Origin of the sequence: Lachnobacterium bovis DSM 14045, from assembly GCF_900107245.1 — a bacterium.
GTDB lineage: Bacteria > Bacillota > Clostridia > Lachnospirales > Lachnospiraceae > Roseburia > Roseburia bovis.
Map to the genome: position 1 here is coordinate 1 of NZ_FNPG01000031.1, position 20606 is coordinate 20606.

Sequence of the window (20606 nt, forward strand, 5' to 3'; positions counted from 1 at the left end):
GTTTCCAACTGTTGTCCCCCTGTACATGGCAGGTTACCCACGCGTTACTCACCCGTCCGCCACTCAGTCACATTATCTTCCTTCCGAAGAATTCAAACAATGCGCTTCGTTCGACTTGCATGTGTTAAGCACGCCGCCAGCGTTCATCCTGAGCCAGGATCAAACTCTCATTTTAAAATTTGATTCTCAGAACTTAGCTTGGCTAATTTCCTTGTTACTGTTTTAAAGGTGCATCTTTTTTGATGCTGTTCGTGTAATCTTTTGATTACTTGAATAATTCTCTTTAGAATCTTTCAAGGTTTTTCACTATTTAGTTATCAAAGTTTGTCGCTTTTAAGTCAATCGACACTTTATTGTGTCGTGCCTTACAGCTTTTATAATATATCATGCTTTCAATGTTTTGTCAACACTTTTTTTAATTTATTTTTTTGAAGCGGAGAAGGAGGGATTCGAACCCTCGCGCCGGTCACCCGACCTATACCCTTAGCAGGGGCACCTCTTCGGCCTCTTGAGTACTTCTCCGAATTCTTTATAATAAATTATTTTCTCTGCATGACGCATAAATTATTCTACTAAAAGATTATCTATTTGTCAATAGTGTTTTTTATTTTTTTTTATTTTTTTTATTATATTTATTATAATTATTATAATTTTTATTTTTTACTATTTTAAGGTTACAAATTTCTTTACTTATTTACTATATTAATGAGTATTTTTTTGTCTTTTTTTTATATAAGACTTAAATATATGACGTAAATCATAATATAATCCTTGAATTTATTTATGTTTTTTATATTTTATTTTATATTTTTATTTCAATTTTTATTTTTATTATATTTTTTATTTTATTTTTTATTTTTATTTCATTTTATATTTCATTTTCATAATATTTATTTTATTCCTTTTCATAAATTCTTTTTCTTTTCATAATATTATTCTTTTTAAAAAAAAATAGAGAGTATAATCAAAATATAGCGGACATTCTAAATTTGATTACTCTCTATTTATCTTTTAACCGTATTCAATTATAATAATCTTTTAAATATTACTTGTGTATAAAACCATTTTTATAGTTGAAAATTCTATACATAAATTAATGCATGATAGTTATATACTAAATTTCAAAATACGCATGATATATATGATAATTATTAATATATGTATTATATTTGTTTGTATATATAATGATAAACATATAAAATATATAATCTTTAAACAATATCTAATATCATTTGGATTTTAACCATATATATCATACTTCTAAATATCTATCTTTTTTAAGTTTTGTGCACTTGCATTTTTTTTTATATAATTTACAACAATCCTATAAATGATCTTATTCTTCTTCTGGATTATCTTCTTCATCCATTAGACTCTTATCTTCTCTAACTTTTGCAACACTTGCTACCTTAACATTTTCATCTAGATCTATTAGTTTAACTCCAGATGTTACTCTGCCTGAAAGTGCAGTATCTGCAACTTTTATTCTGATGATAATTCCTTCAGTTGTTATAAGCATTACTTCATTTTCAGCGGTTACTGCTTTTACACCTACAAGGCAACCTGTTTTTTCTGTAATCTTGTAGCATTTAACGCCTTTTCCACCACGATTCTGTGGAGTAAATTCGTTCATTAATGTACATTTTCCGATACCATTTTCAGATACTATTAACAGAGCATCACCTTGTGTATCTATTTGCATAGCTATTACTTCATCACCATCTGATAAGTTCATACCTATAACACCCATTGTAGTTCTACCTGTTGTTCTTACATCAGCCTCTCTAAACTTAATACACTGACCAAATTTAGTAAACAACATTATTTCATTTTCATCACTTGTTATCTTAACTTCGATTAATTCGTCGTCATCACGCAATTTAATCGCTGCTAATCCATTTTTTCTAATGTTTTCATAATCACAAACTGATGTCTTCTTAACAATACCATTCTTAGTTGCCATGAATAAATACTGGTCTTTGTTATACTCTTTAATTGGTATCATAGCAGTTATCTTTTCATCAGCTTGCAATGGTATTAGATTGATTATAGCTGTTCCTCTGGCTGTTCTACTTGCCTCTGGTATTTCGTATGCTTTAATTCTATAAACACGTCCAGCATTAGTAAAGAACATTAAGTAATGATGAGATGTTGTCATCATCATTTCATCGATATAATCACCATCAATTGTTTCCATTCCTTTTATACCTTTACCGCCTCTATGCTGTGCTTTAAAGTTATCTATATCCATTCTCTTAATATATCCAACTTTTGTCATTGTGATAACTGTATTCTTTTCTGGAATTAAATCTTCCATTGACATATCATATTCATCATAGCCAATTTGAGTTCTTCTCTCATCTGCGAATTTTTCTTTAATAGCTATAATTTCTTCTTTAATTACTGTCAATAATTTGTTTTCATCAGCTAAAATTGCTTTTAATTCTGCTATTTTTTCCATTAATTGCTGATACTCTGCTTCAATTTTTTCACGCTCTAAACCTGTAAGAGCACGCAATCTCATATCAACTATTGCTTGTGATTGAGCTTCTGATAATTCAAATCTATCAATTAATCTTCCTTTTGCTTCAGCTGTTGTTTTGCTACTTCTGATAATTTGAATTACTTCATCGATATTATCTAACGCTATAATTAAACCTTTTAAAATGTGGGCACGCTCTTCTGCTTTGTTCAAATCATACTTTGTACGTCTTGTAATTACATCTTTTTGATGTTCAAGATAATACACTAATAATTCTTTTAAATTTAAGATTTTTGGCTCATTATTCACTAATGCTAAGTTAATTACACCAAATGTATCTTGTAATTGTGTATGTTTATACAATTGATTTAATATCACAGATGGATTCACTCCATTTTTTAATTCAATTGCTATACGCATACCTTCTCTGTCTGATTCATCACGAAGAGCTGTGATTCCCTCAACCCTTTTTAATTTTACCAATTCAGCTATTTTCTCAATCAATCTAGCTTTATTTACAAGATATGGTAATTCGGTTACTACAATTCTATTTTTTCCAGCATGCATTGGTTCTATATCAGTAACAGCTCTAACTTTTATTTTGCCTCGTCCTGTTCTATATGCTTCATTGATACCTGCTGTTCCTAAAATAGTACCACCAGTTGGAAAATCAGGACCTTTTACAATTTGAATTAAATCATCTATCGTTGTTTCTTTGTTTTCAATGTCATCATCAATAATCTTTACAACGGCATCGATAACTTCTCCTAAATTGTGAGGAGGTATATTTGTAGCCATACCTACTGCAATACCTGTTGTTCCGTTAACTAATAAGTTTGGAAATCTTGATGGTAAAACAGCTGGCTCTTTCTCTGTTTCATCAAAGTTTGGAATAAAATCTACTGTATCTTTGTTTATATCTTCAATCATTTTGATTGAAATTTTGCTTAATCTTGCTTCAGTATAACGCATCGCAGCTGCGCCATCACCGTCCACTGATCCGAAATTACCATGTCCATCTACCAATGGATATCTTGTCGACCATTGTTGAGCCATGTTTACTAAAGCTCCATAAATCGAACTATCACCATGTGGATGGTATTTACCCATAGTATCACCAACGATACGAGCTGATTTTCTATGAGGTTTATCTGGTGTATTATTCAACTCAATCATTGAATATAAAACTCTTCTTTGAACAGGTTTTAATCCATCTCTTACATCTGGTAATGCTCTAGAAGCAATTACGCTCATAGCATAATCTATATAGGAGGTCTCCATCGTTTTCTTTAAATCAACATGAAGTATTTGGTCAAAAATTTTGTCATCCATTTAAACTTAATCCTCCTTAAATATCTAAATTTTGCACATATTTTGCATTTGTTTCTATGAATTCTCTTCTTGGCTCTACTTTGTCACCCATGAGTGTAGTAAATGTAACATCAACTTCTGAAGCTGACTCATCATCCATTGTTACTCGTTTAAGAATTCTGTTTGCAGGATCCATTGTAGTCTCCCATAACTGTTCTGCATCCATTTCTCCTAAACCTTTGTAACGCTGAATCTTATTGTTTTGATCTCTACCGATCTCATTTATAATTTTATTTAATTCTTCATCGCTGTAGGCATACCAGACTTTTTTATTCTTTTCGATTTTATAAAGTGGTGGTGTTGCTAAATAAACATGTCCTTCTTTAATTAGTTCTGGCATAAATCTATATAAAAACGTTAACATCAATGTCTCAATATGAGCGCCATCAACATCGGCATCAGTCATAATAATTATTTTATCATAACGTAATTTTGAAAGATCAAAGTCATCTAGTATTCCCGTACCAAATGCAGTTATCATTGATCTTATTTCCTCGTTGTTAAAAATTTTATCCGGTCTTGCTTTTTCAACGTTTAATATTTTACCTCTTAAAGGCAAAATTGCTTGTGTTGCACGACTTCTTGCAACTTTTGCAGAACCTCCGGCTGAATCTCCCTCAACTATGAAAATTTCACAATTTTTAGGATCTTTGTCAGAACAATCTGCTAATTTTCCTGGTAACGATGTGTTTTCTAATGCAGATTTTCTTCTTGTCGCTTCTCTTGCAGAACGCGCAGCCTCTCTTGCTCTTTGCGCTAAAACTGATTTAGAAATAATTTGCTTAGCTACATCTGGATTTTGCTCTAAGAAATATGTTAACTGCTCACTAACAATTGAGTCAACCGCTCCTCTAGCTTCACTATTACCAAGTTTTTGTTTAGTTTGTCCCTCGAATTGAGGCTCTTCGATTTTGACACTGATAATAGCAGTTAATCCTTCTCTAATATCTTCTCCGTTCAACGGCTGATCATTTTCTTTAATTAATTTATTGGCTTTTGCATAATTATTAAAAGTTTTAGTAATAGCATTTCTAAAACCTGTTAAATGTGTACCACCTTCTGGAGTAATAATATTATTAACAAAACTGTAGGCAGAATCATTATATGATTCATTGTGCTGCATAGCTACTTCAACGTAAACATTATTTCTTTTTCCTTCGCAATAAATAACCTCATCATACAAAGCTTCTTTACCACGATTCAAATATTCAACAAACTCTTTTATTCCTCCAGCATAATGGAAAACATGATTATGTTTAGAGTTTTCTCGAGTATCAATTAATGTTATTTTTAATCCCTTTGTTAAAAAAGCAGTTTCTCTTAATCTTTGTTTTAATGTGTCATATTTAAATTCAGTTACTTCGAAAATTGTGTTGTCTGGTAAAAAATGAACTTTTGTTCCATGTTTATCTTTGTCACATTCACCAACAATTTCCACTGTTCCATCTGGCACACCACGTTTATATGTTTGTCTATAAATTTTTCCATCTCTTGCGACTTCAACCTCTAGACTATTTGATAGAGCGTTTACAACGGATGCACCTACACCATGTAATCCACCTGAGACCTTATAGCCTCCTCCACCAAATTTTCCTCCAGCATGGAGAACAGTAAACACTACTTCTAATGCTGATTTATTTGCTTTATGATTGGTTCCAACTGGAATTCCTCTACCATTATCGATAACTGTTATTGAATTATCCTCTTCAACTACGACTTGTATAGAATTACAATATCCAGCTAAAGCTTCATCTACGGCATTATCAACAATTTCATAAACCAGATGGTGTAAACCTCTCTCTGATGTACTACCAATGTACATTCCTGGTCTTTTTCTTACAGCTTCTAATCCTTCTAGAATTTGAATCTGATCGGCACCATATTCCTGATTTTTGTTTATTTCTTCACTCATGAACTGCCTCCTAATCTTGAGTTTAATTTGTTTTTTTATTCAATTCCAAATTTTCTAGTTCTTCAACTTTCCCATCTGAAACTTTAAAAATTTTATTAATTTCAAATCTATTTCTAACAAACTCTTCTACGCCAGTACAAGTGATAAGAGTCTGTATATTACTAATACTGTTTAATAAATAATTCTGTCTATTGCTGTCTAATTCCGATAAAACGTCATCTAATAATAGTATTGGAGTGTCGTTTACACATTCTTCAACAAGTTTTATCTCGGCTAATTTTAGCGACAACGCAACTGTTCTTTGTTGTCCTTGTGAACCATATTTTCTAACATCAATTCCATTTATTGCAAAAGAAATATCATCCCTATGTGGACCAACTGATGTCTGTTGAAATTTTAAATCCTTCGACTGATTCTTTAATAACTTTTCTTCAAATTGCTCACACGTAACATCCTCTTCATAAAATATTTCAAGCTTTTCTTTATTACCTGAAATATTATTATGAATTTTAGACAAAACTTCTCCTAAACGATATATAAATTCTTTTCTTCGCTTTATAATTTCATTACCACAATTGACAAGTTGCATATCCCATATATCCAAAGTATCTTTGAGTTGTGGATTAAAATAAATTTCTTTGAGTAATTTATTTCTTTGCATTAAGATTTTATTATATTTAGACAAATTTGCCATATAAATCTTGTCTAACTGAGATAATTCACCATCAATGAAGCGTCTCCTTGCTGCTGGACCGTTTTTAATGATATTTAAATCTTCTGGAGAAAAAAAGACCATATTGATTATTCCATACAACTCACTTGCTTTTTTTATTGGAATTTGATTTAAAGCAATTCCTTTGCTGTGATTCTTTTTCAAGTGAATGTCTATTCTATAAGGATTGCCCTTTTTTATCAATTCAGTTCTGATGTGTGCTTCATTGTTGTTAAACCGAATTAACTCTTTATCTTTGCTTCCCCTATGTGATTTTGTTGTTGCGGAAAGATAGGCCGACTCCAAAATATTTGTCTTTCCTTGAGCATTATCACCAAAAAAAATATTAGTCCCCTTATCTAACCTTAAATGCAACGTTTCATAATTTCTAAAATTTGACAATTCAATAGATTTAATTATCATTTTTTTATTTTTATAATTTCACCGTCAAAGGTTACTTCATCACCATCATATAGTTTTTTCCCACGTCTAGTGTCTACCTGACCATTAACTTGAACTAAACCGTCAACAATGACCATTTTTGCATCTACACCAGAATCAACTAAACCTGCTTTTTTTAAAGCTTGACCTAATTTTATGTATTCTTCTGATTCTTTTATTGTAATTTCTATCATTTTTTCTCCTAATTTGCTATTGCATTAAAATTTACTGGTAAAATTAAATAAATAAATGTTCCATTGTCATCTTTGATGAAACAAGGTGCCTTAGGGTTAATCATATATAAATTAATATTCTCTTCATCAATTGCTTTTAATGCATCTGTGAAGAATTTAGGATTGAATCCTATCATGATATCTCTTCCATCTTTTTCGATGTCAATATTTTCATCCATTGAACCAATGTATGAATTGATTTTAACTTCCATGTTTGAATCTGTAATATTCATGATGATTGGCTTCTTATCACTTTCTTTTACAAGAAGAGTTGCTCTATCTATACTTTCATAAAGCTCTTTTTTGTTTATTTGAACTTTAGTTTCGTAGTCTGTTGATAGCATAGAATCAATTTTAAAGTAATCGCCTTCTATCAAACGTGAAACTACAGTGGTTTTATCAAATTCAAAAACAATGTGGTTAGATGTATTATAGATGAATACATTATCATCTACATTTCCTGGAATAATGTTTTTAATTTCTTTTAGGGTTTTTCCAGGGACTATTAACTCTCTAGGTGAGTAACTCTCTTTTAGTTCGATATAGCGAACAGCAATTCTATGCCCATCAAGAGCCACAACCTCAAGATTGTTTTCGTTAATTTTGAATAATTCACCTGTCATTAACTTGTTGTTATCATCGTTTGCAATAGCAAAAGATGTTCTTTCTATTACGTCTCGCAAAGAAAATTGAGAAATAGTAATTCCTTGAGATTTCTCGATAAAAGGTAAATATGAAAAATCATCTCCAGATTTACCTAGAATATCAAACTTTGCTTTTTCACAACTGATATGAGCTTTAAAATTCTCATCTGTTTCGATTGTTACCATGTTGTCTGGTAATTTACTTACGATGTTAGAAAAAATAGAAGAGTTTAAAGCAATAATACCATGTTCTTGAACTTCGCCTTCGATTATTGTTTCGATGCCAAGTTCAGTATCGTTAGCAGTTAGTTTTATCTCATTTGTTGTTGCATCGATTAGGATACATTCTAGTATAGGCATAGTTGTTCTAGTAGGAACTGCTCTTTGTACAGTTTTAACGCCATTGTAAAGGTTTGATTTAGAACAAATAAATTTCATGTGAGTGCCTCCCGCGTAAAATAAATAAAATATATAAAAAATCCGTAGTAATCTTCTTAGGGGTTGTTAATAAGTTAATAAGTCGTAAAAATATGATAAAACCGCCATTTAGAAGATTAAAAGTAACTGTATAAGTGTGTTAAAAGGTTGAGGATTAGACAGGGAAAGAATGTGAATAAAAGAAGAGAAAATTCACAAACTCGTGGAAAAACATAAAAGTTATCCATATTATCAAGGGCTATCAACCTCTCATAAACGTGGAAAAGTTAAAAACATCTTGATAACCTTGTTATTAAAATCTGTCTAATATATTAAAACTACAGTTTGGTATGAGTTTCTTCTATATAAATGTGTTTTTAATCAGCTATCATTATTAACTAATTTGGATTTATTTTCTTTTTAATTGTTTCAATAGTATTACGTATATTTTCATTAGAGTCATATTCTTCTGTAATTTTTTTAATACCATGTATTATAGTAGAATGGTCACGACCTCCAAGTAATGATCCAATAGTATCAAGAGGAATGTCTGTCATGTTTTTACACAAATACATTGCAATTTGTCTTGGTTTAGCAATATCGCTACTTCTACTTTTAGAAATCATTTGATCTAATGAAATTTGGAAATGCTCAGCAACAATTTCTATTATTAACTGTGGAGTTATTTCTTTAGGTTTATCTGGAGTAATAATATTTTGTAATTCTTTTTGAGCAATATCCATAGTAATTTCTTCGTGAACCAAATTGTTATAAGCGAGGAGTTTATTTAATGCTCCTTCTAATTCACGAACGTTGGATTTTATATTATTAGCGATAAAATTTAATATTTCATCGTTGATATTGAAATTATCGTTTGTGGCTTTTTTTCTTAAAATAGCCATACGTGTCTCATAGTCAGGGGTTCCAATATCAGCCATTAATCCCCACTCAAATCGAGAACGAATTCGCTCTTCTAAAGTCTCCATTTCTTTTGGAGGTTTATCTGATGTTAAAATAATTTGTTTACCTTGTGTTTGTAAAGCATTAAAAGTGTGGAAAAATTCTTCCTGAGTACTTTCTTTTCCTATGATGAATTGGATATCATCAATCATTAAAACATCAACTTTACGATATTTGTCTCTAAATTTTGTCATTGAAGAAGCATTACCATTACGAATTGATTCGATAACTTCATTTGTAAACTCTTCAGATGTTACGTAGAGAACTTTTGTAGTTGGATTTTTTTCCAAAATAAAATGACCAATAGAATGCATTAAGTGAGTTTTACCTAATCCTGGACCACCATAAATGTACAGTGGATTGTATGCTTCACCTGGAGATTCAGCGACTGCAAGAGAGGCTGACTGAGCAAATCTATTGTTATTACCTACAACAAAGGTATCGAATGTATAGTTTGGATTAAGGTTGGAACTCTCTATTGATACATTATTTTTAATTGGTTTTGCTACCTTAGAAGCTGGATTAATTTGTGACGCTTGTTCAGGTAAAATGAATTTAACTTCAAAAACTGTACCAGTTGCCTCTGCAATAATAGTCTTTAGAGGTAAATGATATTTTTTTGAAATATATCCTAAGGCCATTGGTTCAGAAGGTACCAAAATGTATAATGTATTATCCATTATTCCGTATGGCTCTAAAGGACGTAACCATGTATCAAAAGAAACATCACTAATGTCATATTCACTTTTAACGGTATTTAATATTTCATTCCATTTGTCTAATATTTTGTCCATTGTAATTCTCCAAATCTAATAAATTCAATGTTGATCCTAAAAAATGTTAATAAAATATAATTTTAGGGTACACAAACAAAAGTCACATATTATTTTGAAAAATAATATGTATACTTCTTGCAAATAATATAGATGAAAGTGGATAATATATGCCATTTTTAAAAAAATGAACACTTTTCCACAATCCTACAAGTATAATAGTACACTATTTGAAGAAGTAATTCAATGTAAAAAATATTATTATCGGTAAAAAAAATAAAAAAATTAGGTTATCAAGAATAAATAAACGGGATATCCACAAGTTATGAACAAAATGTGGATAAGTAGAGGGGATATCAACTTGGTATGGATAAATAGAAACTGAAAAGAGAGAAAAAATAGATATAAACACAAATGGAAACCCTGAAAAATAAGGCATTACACTACTTATCCACACACAAAATGTGGATAAGTAGATAATCTTGAAAAGTATGTTGAAAGAGAAAAAAAGAGTAGAAATTATACACAAAAAAAGAATAAAAAAATAGTTATAAAAAAATCAACAAAAAAAATATCCACAGAATGTTGAAAATTTATATAAATTTAAGAAATGAAATTCGTGATAATTGCTTGACTTGAAGTGTTTTTTTGATATAATTGAAGTGATGTTTTTTAACGTTAAGGAGGTGGATATAAATGAAGATGACATTCCAACCAAAGAAAAGACAGAGATCTAAAGTACACGGATTTAGAAAAAGAATGAGTACTGCAAGCGGTAGAAAAGTATTGGCTGCAAGAAGATTAAAAGGAAGAAAAAAATTATCAGCTTAGGCCACATCATTGTGGTCTTTTCTTCTTTATAATATTATAAGTAAGGAATATTATTATGAAATTTTCAGAATCATTGAAGAAAAACAGAGAATTTCAAAAGGTATATAGTCAAGGAAAATCATATGCCAATCGATACCTTGTTATGTATGTTTTAAAAAATAATTTAAATGAAAAAAATAGGGTTGGCATTTCAGTAAGTAAAAAAGTTGGAAATAGTGTTATTAGACATCATTTAACGAGATTAATTAGAGAATCATATAGACTACACGAAGAAATGTTTAATAGTGGTTTAGACATTGTAGTTGTTGCAAGGGTAAGTGCAAAAGAAATTAGTTATGCACAAGTTGAAAGTGCGTTGCTACATCTTGCAAATCTTCATGGAATTATTGAACTTGAAAACAAATAAATTTAAGAAGATGGAACAATGAAAAAAGTATTTATTTTTTTGATTAAAATTTATAGAAAATATTTTTCTCCATTAAAAAGGACTAAATGTCCGTATTATCCTACTTGTTCGACTTATGCATTAGAAGCAATTGAAAAGTATGGTGCCTTAAAGGGCGGATTATTAGCCTTGTGGAGAATATTAAGATGTAATCCCTTTTCGAAAGGGGGATATGATCCTGTTCCATAACGGAGGGTTTAGGTTTTATGGCTGATATTTTATTAACAGCAAATTCAGTTGCAATCTTAGGACCTATTGCTAGATTATTAGGATGGATTTTGGATAAGATTTATCTAGGAGTTAAGACTGTAACAGGAATTGAAAATATTGGTATTAGTATCATTTTATTAACTATTGTTATTTTAGGAATGTTGTTTCCTTTAACATTGAAACAACAGAAGTTTTCTATGTTTTCACAGAAAATGCAACCTGAATTAACAGCTATTAGAAAGAAGTATGAGGGAAAAAGAGATCAACAATCAGTAGCTGCAATGCAGCAAGAAACATCTCTAGTATATAAAAAATATGGTGTTTCACCTGCGGGATCTTGTGTTCAAATTTTAATTCAGTTCCCAATTTTACTTTCATTGTATCAGGTTTTCTCAAGAGTACCTGCGTATATTACAAGTGTAAGATCATCATTTGATGGTGTAGTTAACGGAATTACTGCGACAGAAGGTTACAGAGGAATAATGAAGAGCATTGTTTCTTCTCAAAAACTATCTGTGAGTGTAGATTTTTCAGATAAGCATCAAAGTGTTATTAATAATTATATTGTCGATGTATTATATAAGCTTCCACAAGATGGATGGAAAATTGTTTATGATAAATTTCCAAAGCTTCACAGTAGTATCGATTCTACAGTGCATAGCATAAAACAATATAATTACTTTTTAGGTGTAAATATTTCTGATTCACCAATGACTTCAATAAAGGCTGCAATGGCTAATAAATCATATTTGGTAGTTTTTGTTGCTTTACTTATTCCAATTTTGTCAGGTCTATTCCAGTATCTTAATGTTAAGATGATGCCACAACCTGATAATGGAAGTGAACAAGTTGCTACACAGATGAAAACAATGAACAATATTTTACCTTTAGTTTCTGTAGTTATGACATTCTCTGTTCCTTCAGGATTAGGTATTTATTGGGCAACAAGTGGACTTGTTAGGGTTATTCAACAGATATTTATCAATAAACATTTTGAAAAAATCGATATTGATGATATTATAAAGCAAAACGAGTTGAAGTTAAAAAAACAACGTGAAAAAATGGGTATTTATGAGAATCAGATAAATAAAGCAGCTCATTTAAATACACGTGGTATTAAAGCTAAAGCTGATATTAGCGGCATAGATAATGAAAAAATTGAAGAAGCTAGTTCTAAAAAAAGAGATATTAAACCAGGTTCATTAGCTGCAAAGGCAAATGCAGTTCAAGAGTTTAATGAGAGGAATAGCCGAAAATAATAGGGGGCGTTAGGATGGATTTTATTGAGATTTCTGCAAAGACACTTAATGATGCATTAACAGAAGCTTCAGTTAAATTGGGAACAACAAGTGACCAAATTGAATATGAAGTAATTGAGAAGGGAAGCACAGGTTTTTTAGGATTAGGAAGTAAAAATGCTATAATCAAAGCAAGAAAAAAATGTTCTGTTGAAGATAGAGTAAGAAGTTTTCTTACAGACGTTTTTGATGCGATGAATCTTAAGGTTGATATAATCATTAATATTGATGAAATCAATAGTCAAATCGATGTTGATTTAAAGGGAGACGAAATGGGTCTTTTAATTGGAAAAAGAGGTCAAACTTTAGATGCACTTCAGTATTTGACAAATCTTTCTGTAAACAAGAATGCAGATAAGTATTATAAGGTAAAAATTGATACAGAAGATTATCGAAATAGAAGAAAGGCGACATTGGAGAATTTAGCAAAAAATATCGCTTTCAAGGTAAAAAGAACACATAGAGCGGTTGAGTTAGAACCAATGAATCCTTTTGAAAGAAGAGTTATTCATTCTGCATTACAGAATGATCGTTATGTCACAACCCATAGTGAAGGTGATGAGCCTTATAGACACGTAGTTGTTACATTGAAAAAATAATTTATGGGTATCCGAGAGGATACCCTTTTTTAAAATATGTATAAGAGGTAAATATAAAATGAAGACAGACACTATAGCTGCAATTGCGACTGCATTGACTCCATCAGGTATTGGTATTATTCGTATTAGTGGACAAGATGCTATGGATATTATTGATAGAATATATAAATCAAAAAACAATGATAAATTGTTAAGTAAAGTTAAATCACATACTATTCATTATGGGTATATTTTTGATGGTGAAGAAATGATTGATGAGGTTATGGTATTGATTATGAGAGCACCAAATTCATATACAAAAGAAGATACTGTCGAAATTGACTGTCATGGTGGAGTTTTTGTAATGAAGCGAATTCTTGAAACTGTCTTAAAACATGGCGCAAGACCTGCTGAACCTGGGGAATTTACGAAAAGAGCTTTTTTAAATGGTCGTATTGATTTATCTCAAGCAGAATCAGTAATAGATATTATTAATTCAAAAAATGAGTATGCATTAAATAGCTCATTGAGTCAATTAAAGGGGTCAGTAAAAAATGATATTATTCAAAATAGAGAAAAGATAATTCATGAAATTGCATTTATTGAAACGGCTCTTGATGATCCTGAACATATTTCTTTAGATGGATTTCCAGAAAAACTAAATAATATTGTTAATGGAATTTTAGATGAAATTACGACTTTGATTAAGAGTGCTGATAATGGAAAAATAATTAAAGAAGGAATTAAAACTGCAATTGTTGGAAAACCAAATGCGGGAAAATCATCTTTGTTAAATATCTTAGTAGGAGAAGAAAGAGCAATTGTAACTGATATTGAAGGAACAACGAGAGATACGCTTGAAGAAAATATCAATTTAAATGGTATTTCTTTAAATATTATAGATACAGCTGGAATTAGACATACTGAGGATGTTGTTGAAAAAATTGGTGTCGATAAAGCAAAGGATTGTATAGAAAGAGCAGATTTAGTGATATATGTAATTGATTCATCTAAGGATTTAGATGGAAATGATTTTGCTATTATTGAACAAATTAAAGATAAAAAAGCAATTGTTTTATTGAATAAATCAGATTTATCTAGTAAAACAGGTGTAGAAGATGTAAAAAAATACATCAATAAACCAATTATATTAATTTCCGCAAAAGAAGAAACTGGAATAAATGATTTAGAAAATACTATAAAAAATATGTTCTTTAATGGAGAAATTTCATTTAATGATGAAGTGATGATTACTAATGTTAGACATAAAAATGCTTTGATTGATGCAAAAGAAAGTTTAGAATTAGTAGTAAATAGTATTCAAAATGGTTTGCCAGAAGATTTCTTCTCAATTGATTTAATGAATGCATATGAATCATTGGGAACAATTATAGGTGAAGCTTTAGAAGAAGATTTAGTAAATGAAATCTTCAGTAAGTTTTGTATGGGAAAATAAATAATTGATTTTAGTTGAAAGTAAAAATTAATTATATATTATAGATTAAACTTTTTAATAGAATTTTTTAGTAATAGAAAGAAGGAAGAAAATGCCTGCAATAATTGAAAATTATGATGTGTGTGTTGTCGGAGCAGGACATGCTGGATGTGAGGCTGCTTTAGCGTGTGCTAGATTAGGACTCAAAACAATTATTTTTACTGTAAGTGTAGACAGTATTGCACTTATGCCATGTAACCCTAATGTCGGAGGAAGTTCTAAGGGACATTTAGTAAGAGAAATTGATGCTCTCGGTGGAGAGATGGGAAAAAATATAGATAAAACATTTATCCAATCAAAGATGTTGAATAAATCAAAAGGACCTGCTGTGCATTCGTTAAGAGCACAAGCTGATAAGGCAGCTTATAGTATGGAAATGAGAAAAACTTTACAAAATACAGAAAACCTAACTATTAAGCAGATTGAAATTTCCGAAATAATTACAGATGAAAATAATAATATTACGGGTGTAAAATCTGTAACAGGTGCAACCTATAATTGTAGAGCTGCTGTTTTATGTACAGGTACTTATTTAAGAGCTAGATGTTTGACGGGTGAGTATATAAATGAAACAGGCCCTAATGGATTACAAGCCGCTACTCATTTAACTGATTCTTTAAAAGAACATGGGATTGAGATTTACAGATTTAAAACTGGAACCCCTGCACGTGTTGATAAGAGAAGTTTAGATTTTTCTAAGATGCAGGAACAATTAGGTGATGAAAAAGTTGTACCATTTTCTTTTACAACAAATCCTGAAGATGTTCAGATTGACCAGATTTCATGTTGGTTAACTTATACAAATGAAAAAACGCATGAAATTATAAGAGGTAATTTGGATAGATCCCCAATGTATTCTGGTGTAATTGAGGGTACTGGTCCTAGATATTGTCCATCAATAGAAGATAAAGTTGTTAAGTTTGCTGATAAAAATAGACATCAGATTTTTATTGAGCCAGAGGGATTGAATACAAATGAAATGTATGTTGGAGGAATGTCTTCATCGCTTCCTGAAGATGTTCAACTAGAAATGTATAGAACTGTTCCAGGAATGGAAAATGTTAAAATAGTTAGAAATGCATATGCAATTGAGTATGATTGTATAAATCCTAATCAATTATATGCTTCTCTTGAATTTAAAAATGTTCATGGATTATTTAGTGGTGGTCAATTTAATGGCAGTTCAGGTTATGAAGAAGCTGCATGCCAAGGCCTTATCGCTGGTATAAATGCAGCTATGAAACTTTTAGATAAAAATCCATTAATCTTAGATAGATCTGAAGCTTATATTGGTGTGTTAATAGATGACCTTGTAACAAAAGAAAATCATGAACCATATAGAATGATGACATCTAGAGCTGAATATAGATTATTACTAAGACAGGATAACGCTGATTTACGTTTAGCTGAGCATGGTCATCGTGTTGGACTTTTATCAGAAGATAGATATCAATGGGTAAAAGAGAAAGCTAAAATGATTAAAGAAGAAATTGAAAGAATTAATGAGGTAAAAATTGGTGCAAATAAAAAAGTTCAGCAATTTTTAGAGCAACACAATAGTATTCCTCTTAATACAGGTGTTTCATTAGCTGATTTAATGAGAAGACCTGAATTAGATTATGATTCTTTAGCGGAGCTAGATCCAGATAGACCTAATTTACCAGAAGAAGTAAAAAATCAAGTTGAAATTAATGTTAAATATGAAGGATATATTAAAAGACAAATTAAACAGGTTGAACATTTTAAAAAATTAGAGAAAAAGAAACTTCCTACTAATTTTGATTATTCAAATATTGGAGGACTAAGAATTGAATCTGTTCAAAAATTAAATAAATTGCAACCTATTTCAATTGGACAAGCATCAAGAATTTCTGGTGTATCTCCAGCAGATATTTCAGTAATTTTAGTATATTTAGAGCAACTTAAATATTCTAATCCAGATTTGTTTTATCAATTAAATGGAAATAATGAATAGAATAAATGGAGAAAATATATGAAATATAATTTTGATAAACTATATGATTTTGCAAAACAATACGAGATAGAAATCACTGAAAAACAAATAGAACAGTTGTTCATGTTTTATGAAATGTTGATTGAAAAAAATAAAGTTATGAATTTAACAGCTATAACGGAATTTGATGAAGTATTAACCAAACATTTCATAGATAGTATTTCATTGATTCAGGTTTGTAATCTAAAAAAAGATATTAAGATATTAGATATGGGAACGGGTGCAGGTTTTCCGGGAATTCCTTTGAAGATTATTTTTCCTGAAATAGAAATTTGCTTAGCAGATTCTTTAAATAAAAGGATATTATTTATAGATGAGGTGATTGATAGATTAGGATTAAAAAAAATCCATACGGTACATGCTAGGGCAGAAGATTTGGCAATGAACAAAGAATACAGAGAAAAATTTGATGTTGTTGTGTCAAGAGCGGTTGCTAATTTATCAACTTTATCAGAATATTGCGTTCCATTTGTAAAAATAGGTGGAAAATTTATTTCATATAAATCTGGAGAAGTATTAGAAGAAGTTGAAAGTTCTAAATCCGCTGTATTTTTATTAGGTGGAAAAATAGTTGATGTTCATAATTTTTTAATTGATGATAATAAGAGAAGTTTTATTATTATTGAAAAGAAACAAGGAACACCAAAAAAATATCCTCGTAAAGCAGGAGTTCCTTCAAAAAAACCTTTATAAAAGTAGTATTAATAAAAATAGATACTCCCTATATTGTAGGAAAGTATCTATTTTTTTGTTATAACGAAATTTTTTATTTGTTTATTAGTTTTGAAATTTTAATTGGATTTTCTAAATGAGGCATAAGCTTACAATTTGATATTGTTATAACATCAATTTGATCATTCTTATTAGCAATTGTATTAAATTCTTCATTAGAAGCAAAATTATTTCGAGATGAAATAATTGTTGTTTCAGTTTGAATATTCTCGTATGCATTATTTAGGTTAACATCTAGATAATTAGATATCATACTTGAATATAAATATTTTCCAGCAGAGTTGTCAATATGTGAATTTGCGTGGTAAGTGTTAAGTAATGATTGATCAATTTTTGTAAAATCGTAAAAATAACCCTCTTTAAAAACATTTAATATATTCTTTTTTGAAAAAGTAATATTATAAATGAAAGTTCCTAATATAGGAGTGTTTATAAGTTTTTTCTTTAATTTTTCTATGAAATTTATATCACCTCTAGTACAGTCAGGAGATATTGGATTTATTAAAAATAGTTTTGTGAATAAATCTGGTTCCATTTGGTTAGCCATTGTAACTACAGTGTTTGATAAGTGTGATGCTACAACAGTTGTTTCTTCTTTTATTACATTTTTAATAAAAGAATTAATAAGCTGAACATAGAAGTAAGTAGTGTATGTTAAGTTAGGTTTATCAGAAAGACCACAACCTAATAAATCAATGGTATAAACTGTGTGATTTTTTTCTAATAACACCGATAATTTGTCCCATTCTTTTGATGATGCCATTGGATTTAAATCATGAATCAATAGAAGAGGACTTCCATGACCTCTTTTTTTGTAATAAATATTTCCATATTTGTAATCATAGTAATCACCATTAACAGAGGAATCTTTCAAATCTTCTTTTGATTTATATGAAATATATTTATTATATCCTTCCATTGTTACTATTGATAGAGTTGTGAAAAACAGTAGTTTTTTAGTGAAATTTTTCATATAACCCCTCCTTTATAAATTTCTTTATATAATTAATTATATATGTCTTTCAGTGTTTTTACAAATATTTTTCCAATAAATTTCTGGGAAAATGTTTCACGTGAAACATTATATAAAAGGAAAACATTATTTATATTTTCCATAGAATTATATCGGAAAAAAATAAAAGAAGATATAGAAATGTTAGAAGTGAATAGTAATATAATATTTTTTGTTAGATAATAAAATGGTGTAAGTATATAATTATAAATATATTATTTAGAAGTCTTATACAGGATGAACACTATTTTGATGAAATTATGTGTAAAGGATTAAAGTGATTTATGTTAAGACTATTCGTGAAAAAAATTGATTTAAACAGTAAAAATAAATCTGTTTCTATTTATGGAATTTATTATAGTGTAAAAGAAATTTATTATAGTGTAAAAGGAATCTATTATAGTGTAAAAAAAATGAAAGTACCTATATAGTATGAAAATAATTTATGTTTAGAAGATTTGTAAATTTTAAGAATTAGATTTTATCGAATATACTAAATTGTGTTATATAGAGATGGTGGAATAATAAACAATATATAAAATAGGAAATTATTATTAAGAACATTAGCAAGAATATAAATAACTATTTATTATTAAGAACATTAGCAAAAATATAAATAACTTATTATAATAAAAAATATTTACAGGACGACTTTAAATTTTGATGAAAAATATTTGTTTTTTATAGAAAAAACTATAAAAATAATTGTGAGAGTATATTTTTAAATTGCCATAAATGTTTCACGTGAAACATTTAAGAATAAAAAAGATATGTAAGTGAGTTATAAATTTTATAAAATGAATGATTAAGAAAAAAATAAATTATGAATCCGACGGGAAATATAATATTTAACTGATGATAAAATGAATAATATAATAGTAAATAATATAATAATAAATAATATAATAATAAATAATATTATAATGAATAATTCAATTATGATTAGATGAAAAATATTCTGCAAGATGTAAAGTATTTATAAGGATGAATAGAATATAAATAGTTATAGATTTGTAAAGAATGAAATAAAGAATCGAATTAAATATATATGTAAAAGGAGATGCTTTTGAAATCAAGAAGATTTTTTGCTAAATTTATAAGTAAGTTATTTTTTAAATAAAAATTGTACAGAATAAAGTAGAAAGCATTAGAGTAATTTTGTATAAAATATAAAAAATGTTTCACGTGAAACATAATTATAGAAAAATAGAAATATAAATGATATAATAAATAGTGATCTAGAAAGGTAAGTCCAAAAAACAAGAAAGGAAAAAAAGATGGGAAGAATAATAGCAATAGCAAATCAAAAAGGTGGAGTTGGAAAGACTACAACAGCTATAAACGTAGCCTCTTGTATAGCAGAAGCAGGAAAAAAAGTTTTAGCAATTGATTTAGATCCCCAAGGAAATATGACAAGTGGTTTGGGCGTTGACAAAAATGAGGTTGAAAATACAGTATATGAATTAATGCTAGATGAGTGTTCTGTCCAAGAAAGCATTGTTGAATCTGTGGTAGAAAATTTAGATATTATTTCATCGAATGTTAATCTAGCAGGTGCTGAAATTGAATTATTAGGCATTAACGAAAAAGAATATATTTTGAAGAATGCGGTTGATTATATTAAAGATGACTATGATTTTATTATTATTGATTGTCCGCCATCATTAAATATGTTAACAGTTAATGCAATGACTACAGCAAATACTATTTTGGTTCCAATACAATGTGAGTATTATGCTCTTGAAGGTTTGAGTCAATTGATGCATACAATTAATCTTGTTCAAGATAGACTTAATCCAGAGTTGAAAATTGAAGGTTTAGTTTTTACAATGTATGACATGAGAACAAATCTTTCAAATCAAGTTGTAGAAAATGTAAAGGAAAATCTTGATACAAAGATTTATAATACAATGATACCAAGAAATATTAAGCTAGCCGAAGCACCATCGTACGGTTTGCCAATTAATATGTATGATACAAAATCAGCTGGTGCTGAAAGCTATAGAAAACTTGCCAAGGAAATTGTGGATAGAGAGGATATATAAA

Annotated in this window: 16 protein-coding genes, 1 tRNA gene and 1 rRNA gene; 9 read left to right on the forward strand and 9 right to left on the reverse strand. The window is 29.2% G+C overall.

Annotation, left to right across the window (positions count from 1 at the left end; all coding sequences use genetic code 11):
* The 8 genes from BLV79_RS10915 to dnaA form a co-directional block, all read right to left on the reverse strand.
* Positions 1–175 (reverse strand): 16S ribosomal RNA (locus BLV79_RS10915); the annotation flags it as partial.
* 259 nt (positions 176–434) lie between these two features.
* A tRNA-Ser gene (locus tag BLV79_RS10920) sits at positions 435–522 on the reverse strand.
* An 814-nt stretch (positions 523–1336) separates the two neighbouring features.
* On the reverse strand, positions 1337–3814 hold the full coding sequence (gene gyrA, locus BLV79_RS10925) for a DNA gyrase subunit A (protein WP_074718918.1): 2478 nt from the start codon (positions 3812–3814) through the stop codon (positions 1337–1339).
* A 16-nt stretch (positions 3815–3830) separates the two neighbouring features.
* On the reverse strand, positions 3831–5765 hold the full coding sequence (gene gyrB, locus BLV79_RS10930; RefSeq protein WP_074718920.1) for a DNA topoisomerase (ATP-hydrolyzing) subunit B: 1935 nt from the start codon (positions 5763–5765) through the stop codon (positions 3831–3833).
* Positions 5766–5787: 22 nt separating this feature from the next.
* On the reverse strand, positions 5788–6900 hold the full coding sequence (recF, locus tag BLV79_RS10935) for a DNA replication/repair protein RecF (RefSeq protein WP_074718922.1): 1113 nt from the start codon (positions 6898–6900) through the stop codon (positions 5788–5790).
* Positions 6897–7112: an RNA-binding S4 domain-containing protein gene (locus BLV79_RS10940; protein ID WP_074718924.1), complete on the reverse strand. Its 216-nt coding sequence runs from the start codon at positions 7110–7112 to the stop codon at positions 6897–6899. The genes recF and BLV79_RS10940 overlap by 4 nt, the downstream gene beginning before the upstream one ends.
* Before the next feature lie 8 nt (positions 7113–7120).
* Positions 7121–8233, reverse strand: a complete 1113-nt coding sequence (gene dnaN, locus BLV79_RS10945) for a DNA polymerase III subunit beta (protein WP_074718926.1) — start codon at positions 8231–8233, stop codon at positions 7121–7123.
* 377 nt (positions 8234–8610) lie between these two features.
* On the reverse strand, positions 8611–9966 hold the full coding sequence (gene dnaA / locus BLV79_RS10950) for a chromosomal replication initiator protein DnaA (protein ID WP_074718928.1): 1356 nt from the start codon (positions 9964–9966) through the stop codon (positions 8611–8613).
* Between the two features lie 675 nt (positions 9967–10641).
* Between dnaA and rpmH the strand changes: the two genes are divergently transcribed.
* The 8 genes from rpmH (at position 10642) to rsmG (ending at position 17509) form a co-directional block, all read left to right on the forward strand.
* On the forward strand, positions 10642–10776 hold the full coding sequence (gene rpmH / locus BLV79_RS10955; RefSeq protein ID WP_022749933.1) for a 50S ribosomal protein L34: 135 nt from the start codon (positions 10642–10644) through the stop codon (positions 10774–10776).
* 55 nt (positions 10777–10831) lie between these two features.
* Positions 10832–11182: a ribonuclease P protein component gene (gene rnpA, locus BLV79_RS10960; RefSeq protein ID WP_074718930.1), complete on the forward strand. Its 351-nt coding sequence runs from the start codon at positions 10832–10834 to the stop codon at positions 11180–11182.
* 18 nt (positions 11183–11200) lie between these two features.
* Positions 11201–11410, forward strand: coding sequence for a membrane protein insertion efficiency factor YidD (yidD, locus tag BLV79_RS10965; protein WP_074718932.1), 210 nt, complete (start codon positions 11201–11203; stop codon positions 11408–11410).
* A 17-nt stretch (positions 11411–11427) separates the two neighbouring features.
* Complete coding sequence (locus BLV79_RS10970) at positions 11428–12690, forward strand: YidC/Oxa1 family membrane protein insertase (RefSeq protein WP_074718934.1); 1263 nt, start codon at positions 11428–11430, stop codon at positions 12688–12690.
* 14 nt (positions 12691–12704) lie between these two features.
* Positions 12705–13328 carry an RNA-binding cell elongation regulator Jag/EloR gene (gene jag, locus BLV79_RS10975; protein WP_074718937.1) on the forward strand — a complete coding sequence of 208 codons (624 nt, stop codon included), beginning with the start codon at positions 12705–12707 and terminating at the stop codon, positions 13326–13328.
* A gap of 58 nt (positions 13329–13386) precedes the next feature.
* Entirely contained in the window at positions 13387–14763 is a 1377-nt protein-coding gene (gene mnmE, locus BLV79_RS10980) for a tRNA uridine-5-carboxymethylaminomethyl(34) synthesis GTPase MnmE (RefSeq protein WP_074718939.1), read from the forward strand.
* Between the two features lie 91 nt (positions 14764–14854).
* Entirely contained in the window at positions 14855–16777 is a 1923-nt protein-coding gene (gene mnmG / locus BLV79_RS10985) for a tRNA uridine-5-carboxymethylaminomethyl(34) synthesis enzyme MnmG (protein ID WP_074718941.1), read from the forward strand.
* An 18-nt stretch (positions 16778–16795) separates the two neighbouring features.
* Positions 16796–17509, forward strand: a complete 714-nt coding sequence (rsmG, locus tag BLV79_RS10990) for a 16S rRNA (guanine(527)-N(7))-methyltransferase RsmG (protein WP_074718943.1) — start codon at positions 16796–16798, stop codon at positions 17507–17509.
* Between the two features lie 73 nt (positions 17510–17582).
* Here rsmG and BLV79_RS10995 read toward each other — a convergent pair whose 3' ends face one another.
* Positions 17583–18521 (reverse strand): alpha/beta hydrolase, encoded by a 939-nt coding sequence (locus BLV79_RS10995; RefSeq protein ID WP_074718945.1) that lies wholly within the window; start codon positions 18519–18521, stop codon positions 17583–17585.
* A gap of 1316 nt (positions 18522–19837) precedes the next feature.
* Between BLV79_RS10995 and BLV79_RS11000 the strand changes: the two genes are divergently transcribed.
* Positions 19838–20605 carry a ParA family protein gene (locus tag BLV79_RS11000; protein ID WP_074718947.1) on the forward strand — a complete coding sequence of 256 codons (768 nt, stop codon included), beginning with the start codon at positions 19838–19840 and terminating at the stop codon, positions 20603–20605.
* The last annotated feature ends 1 nt before the right edge of the window (position 20606 follow it).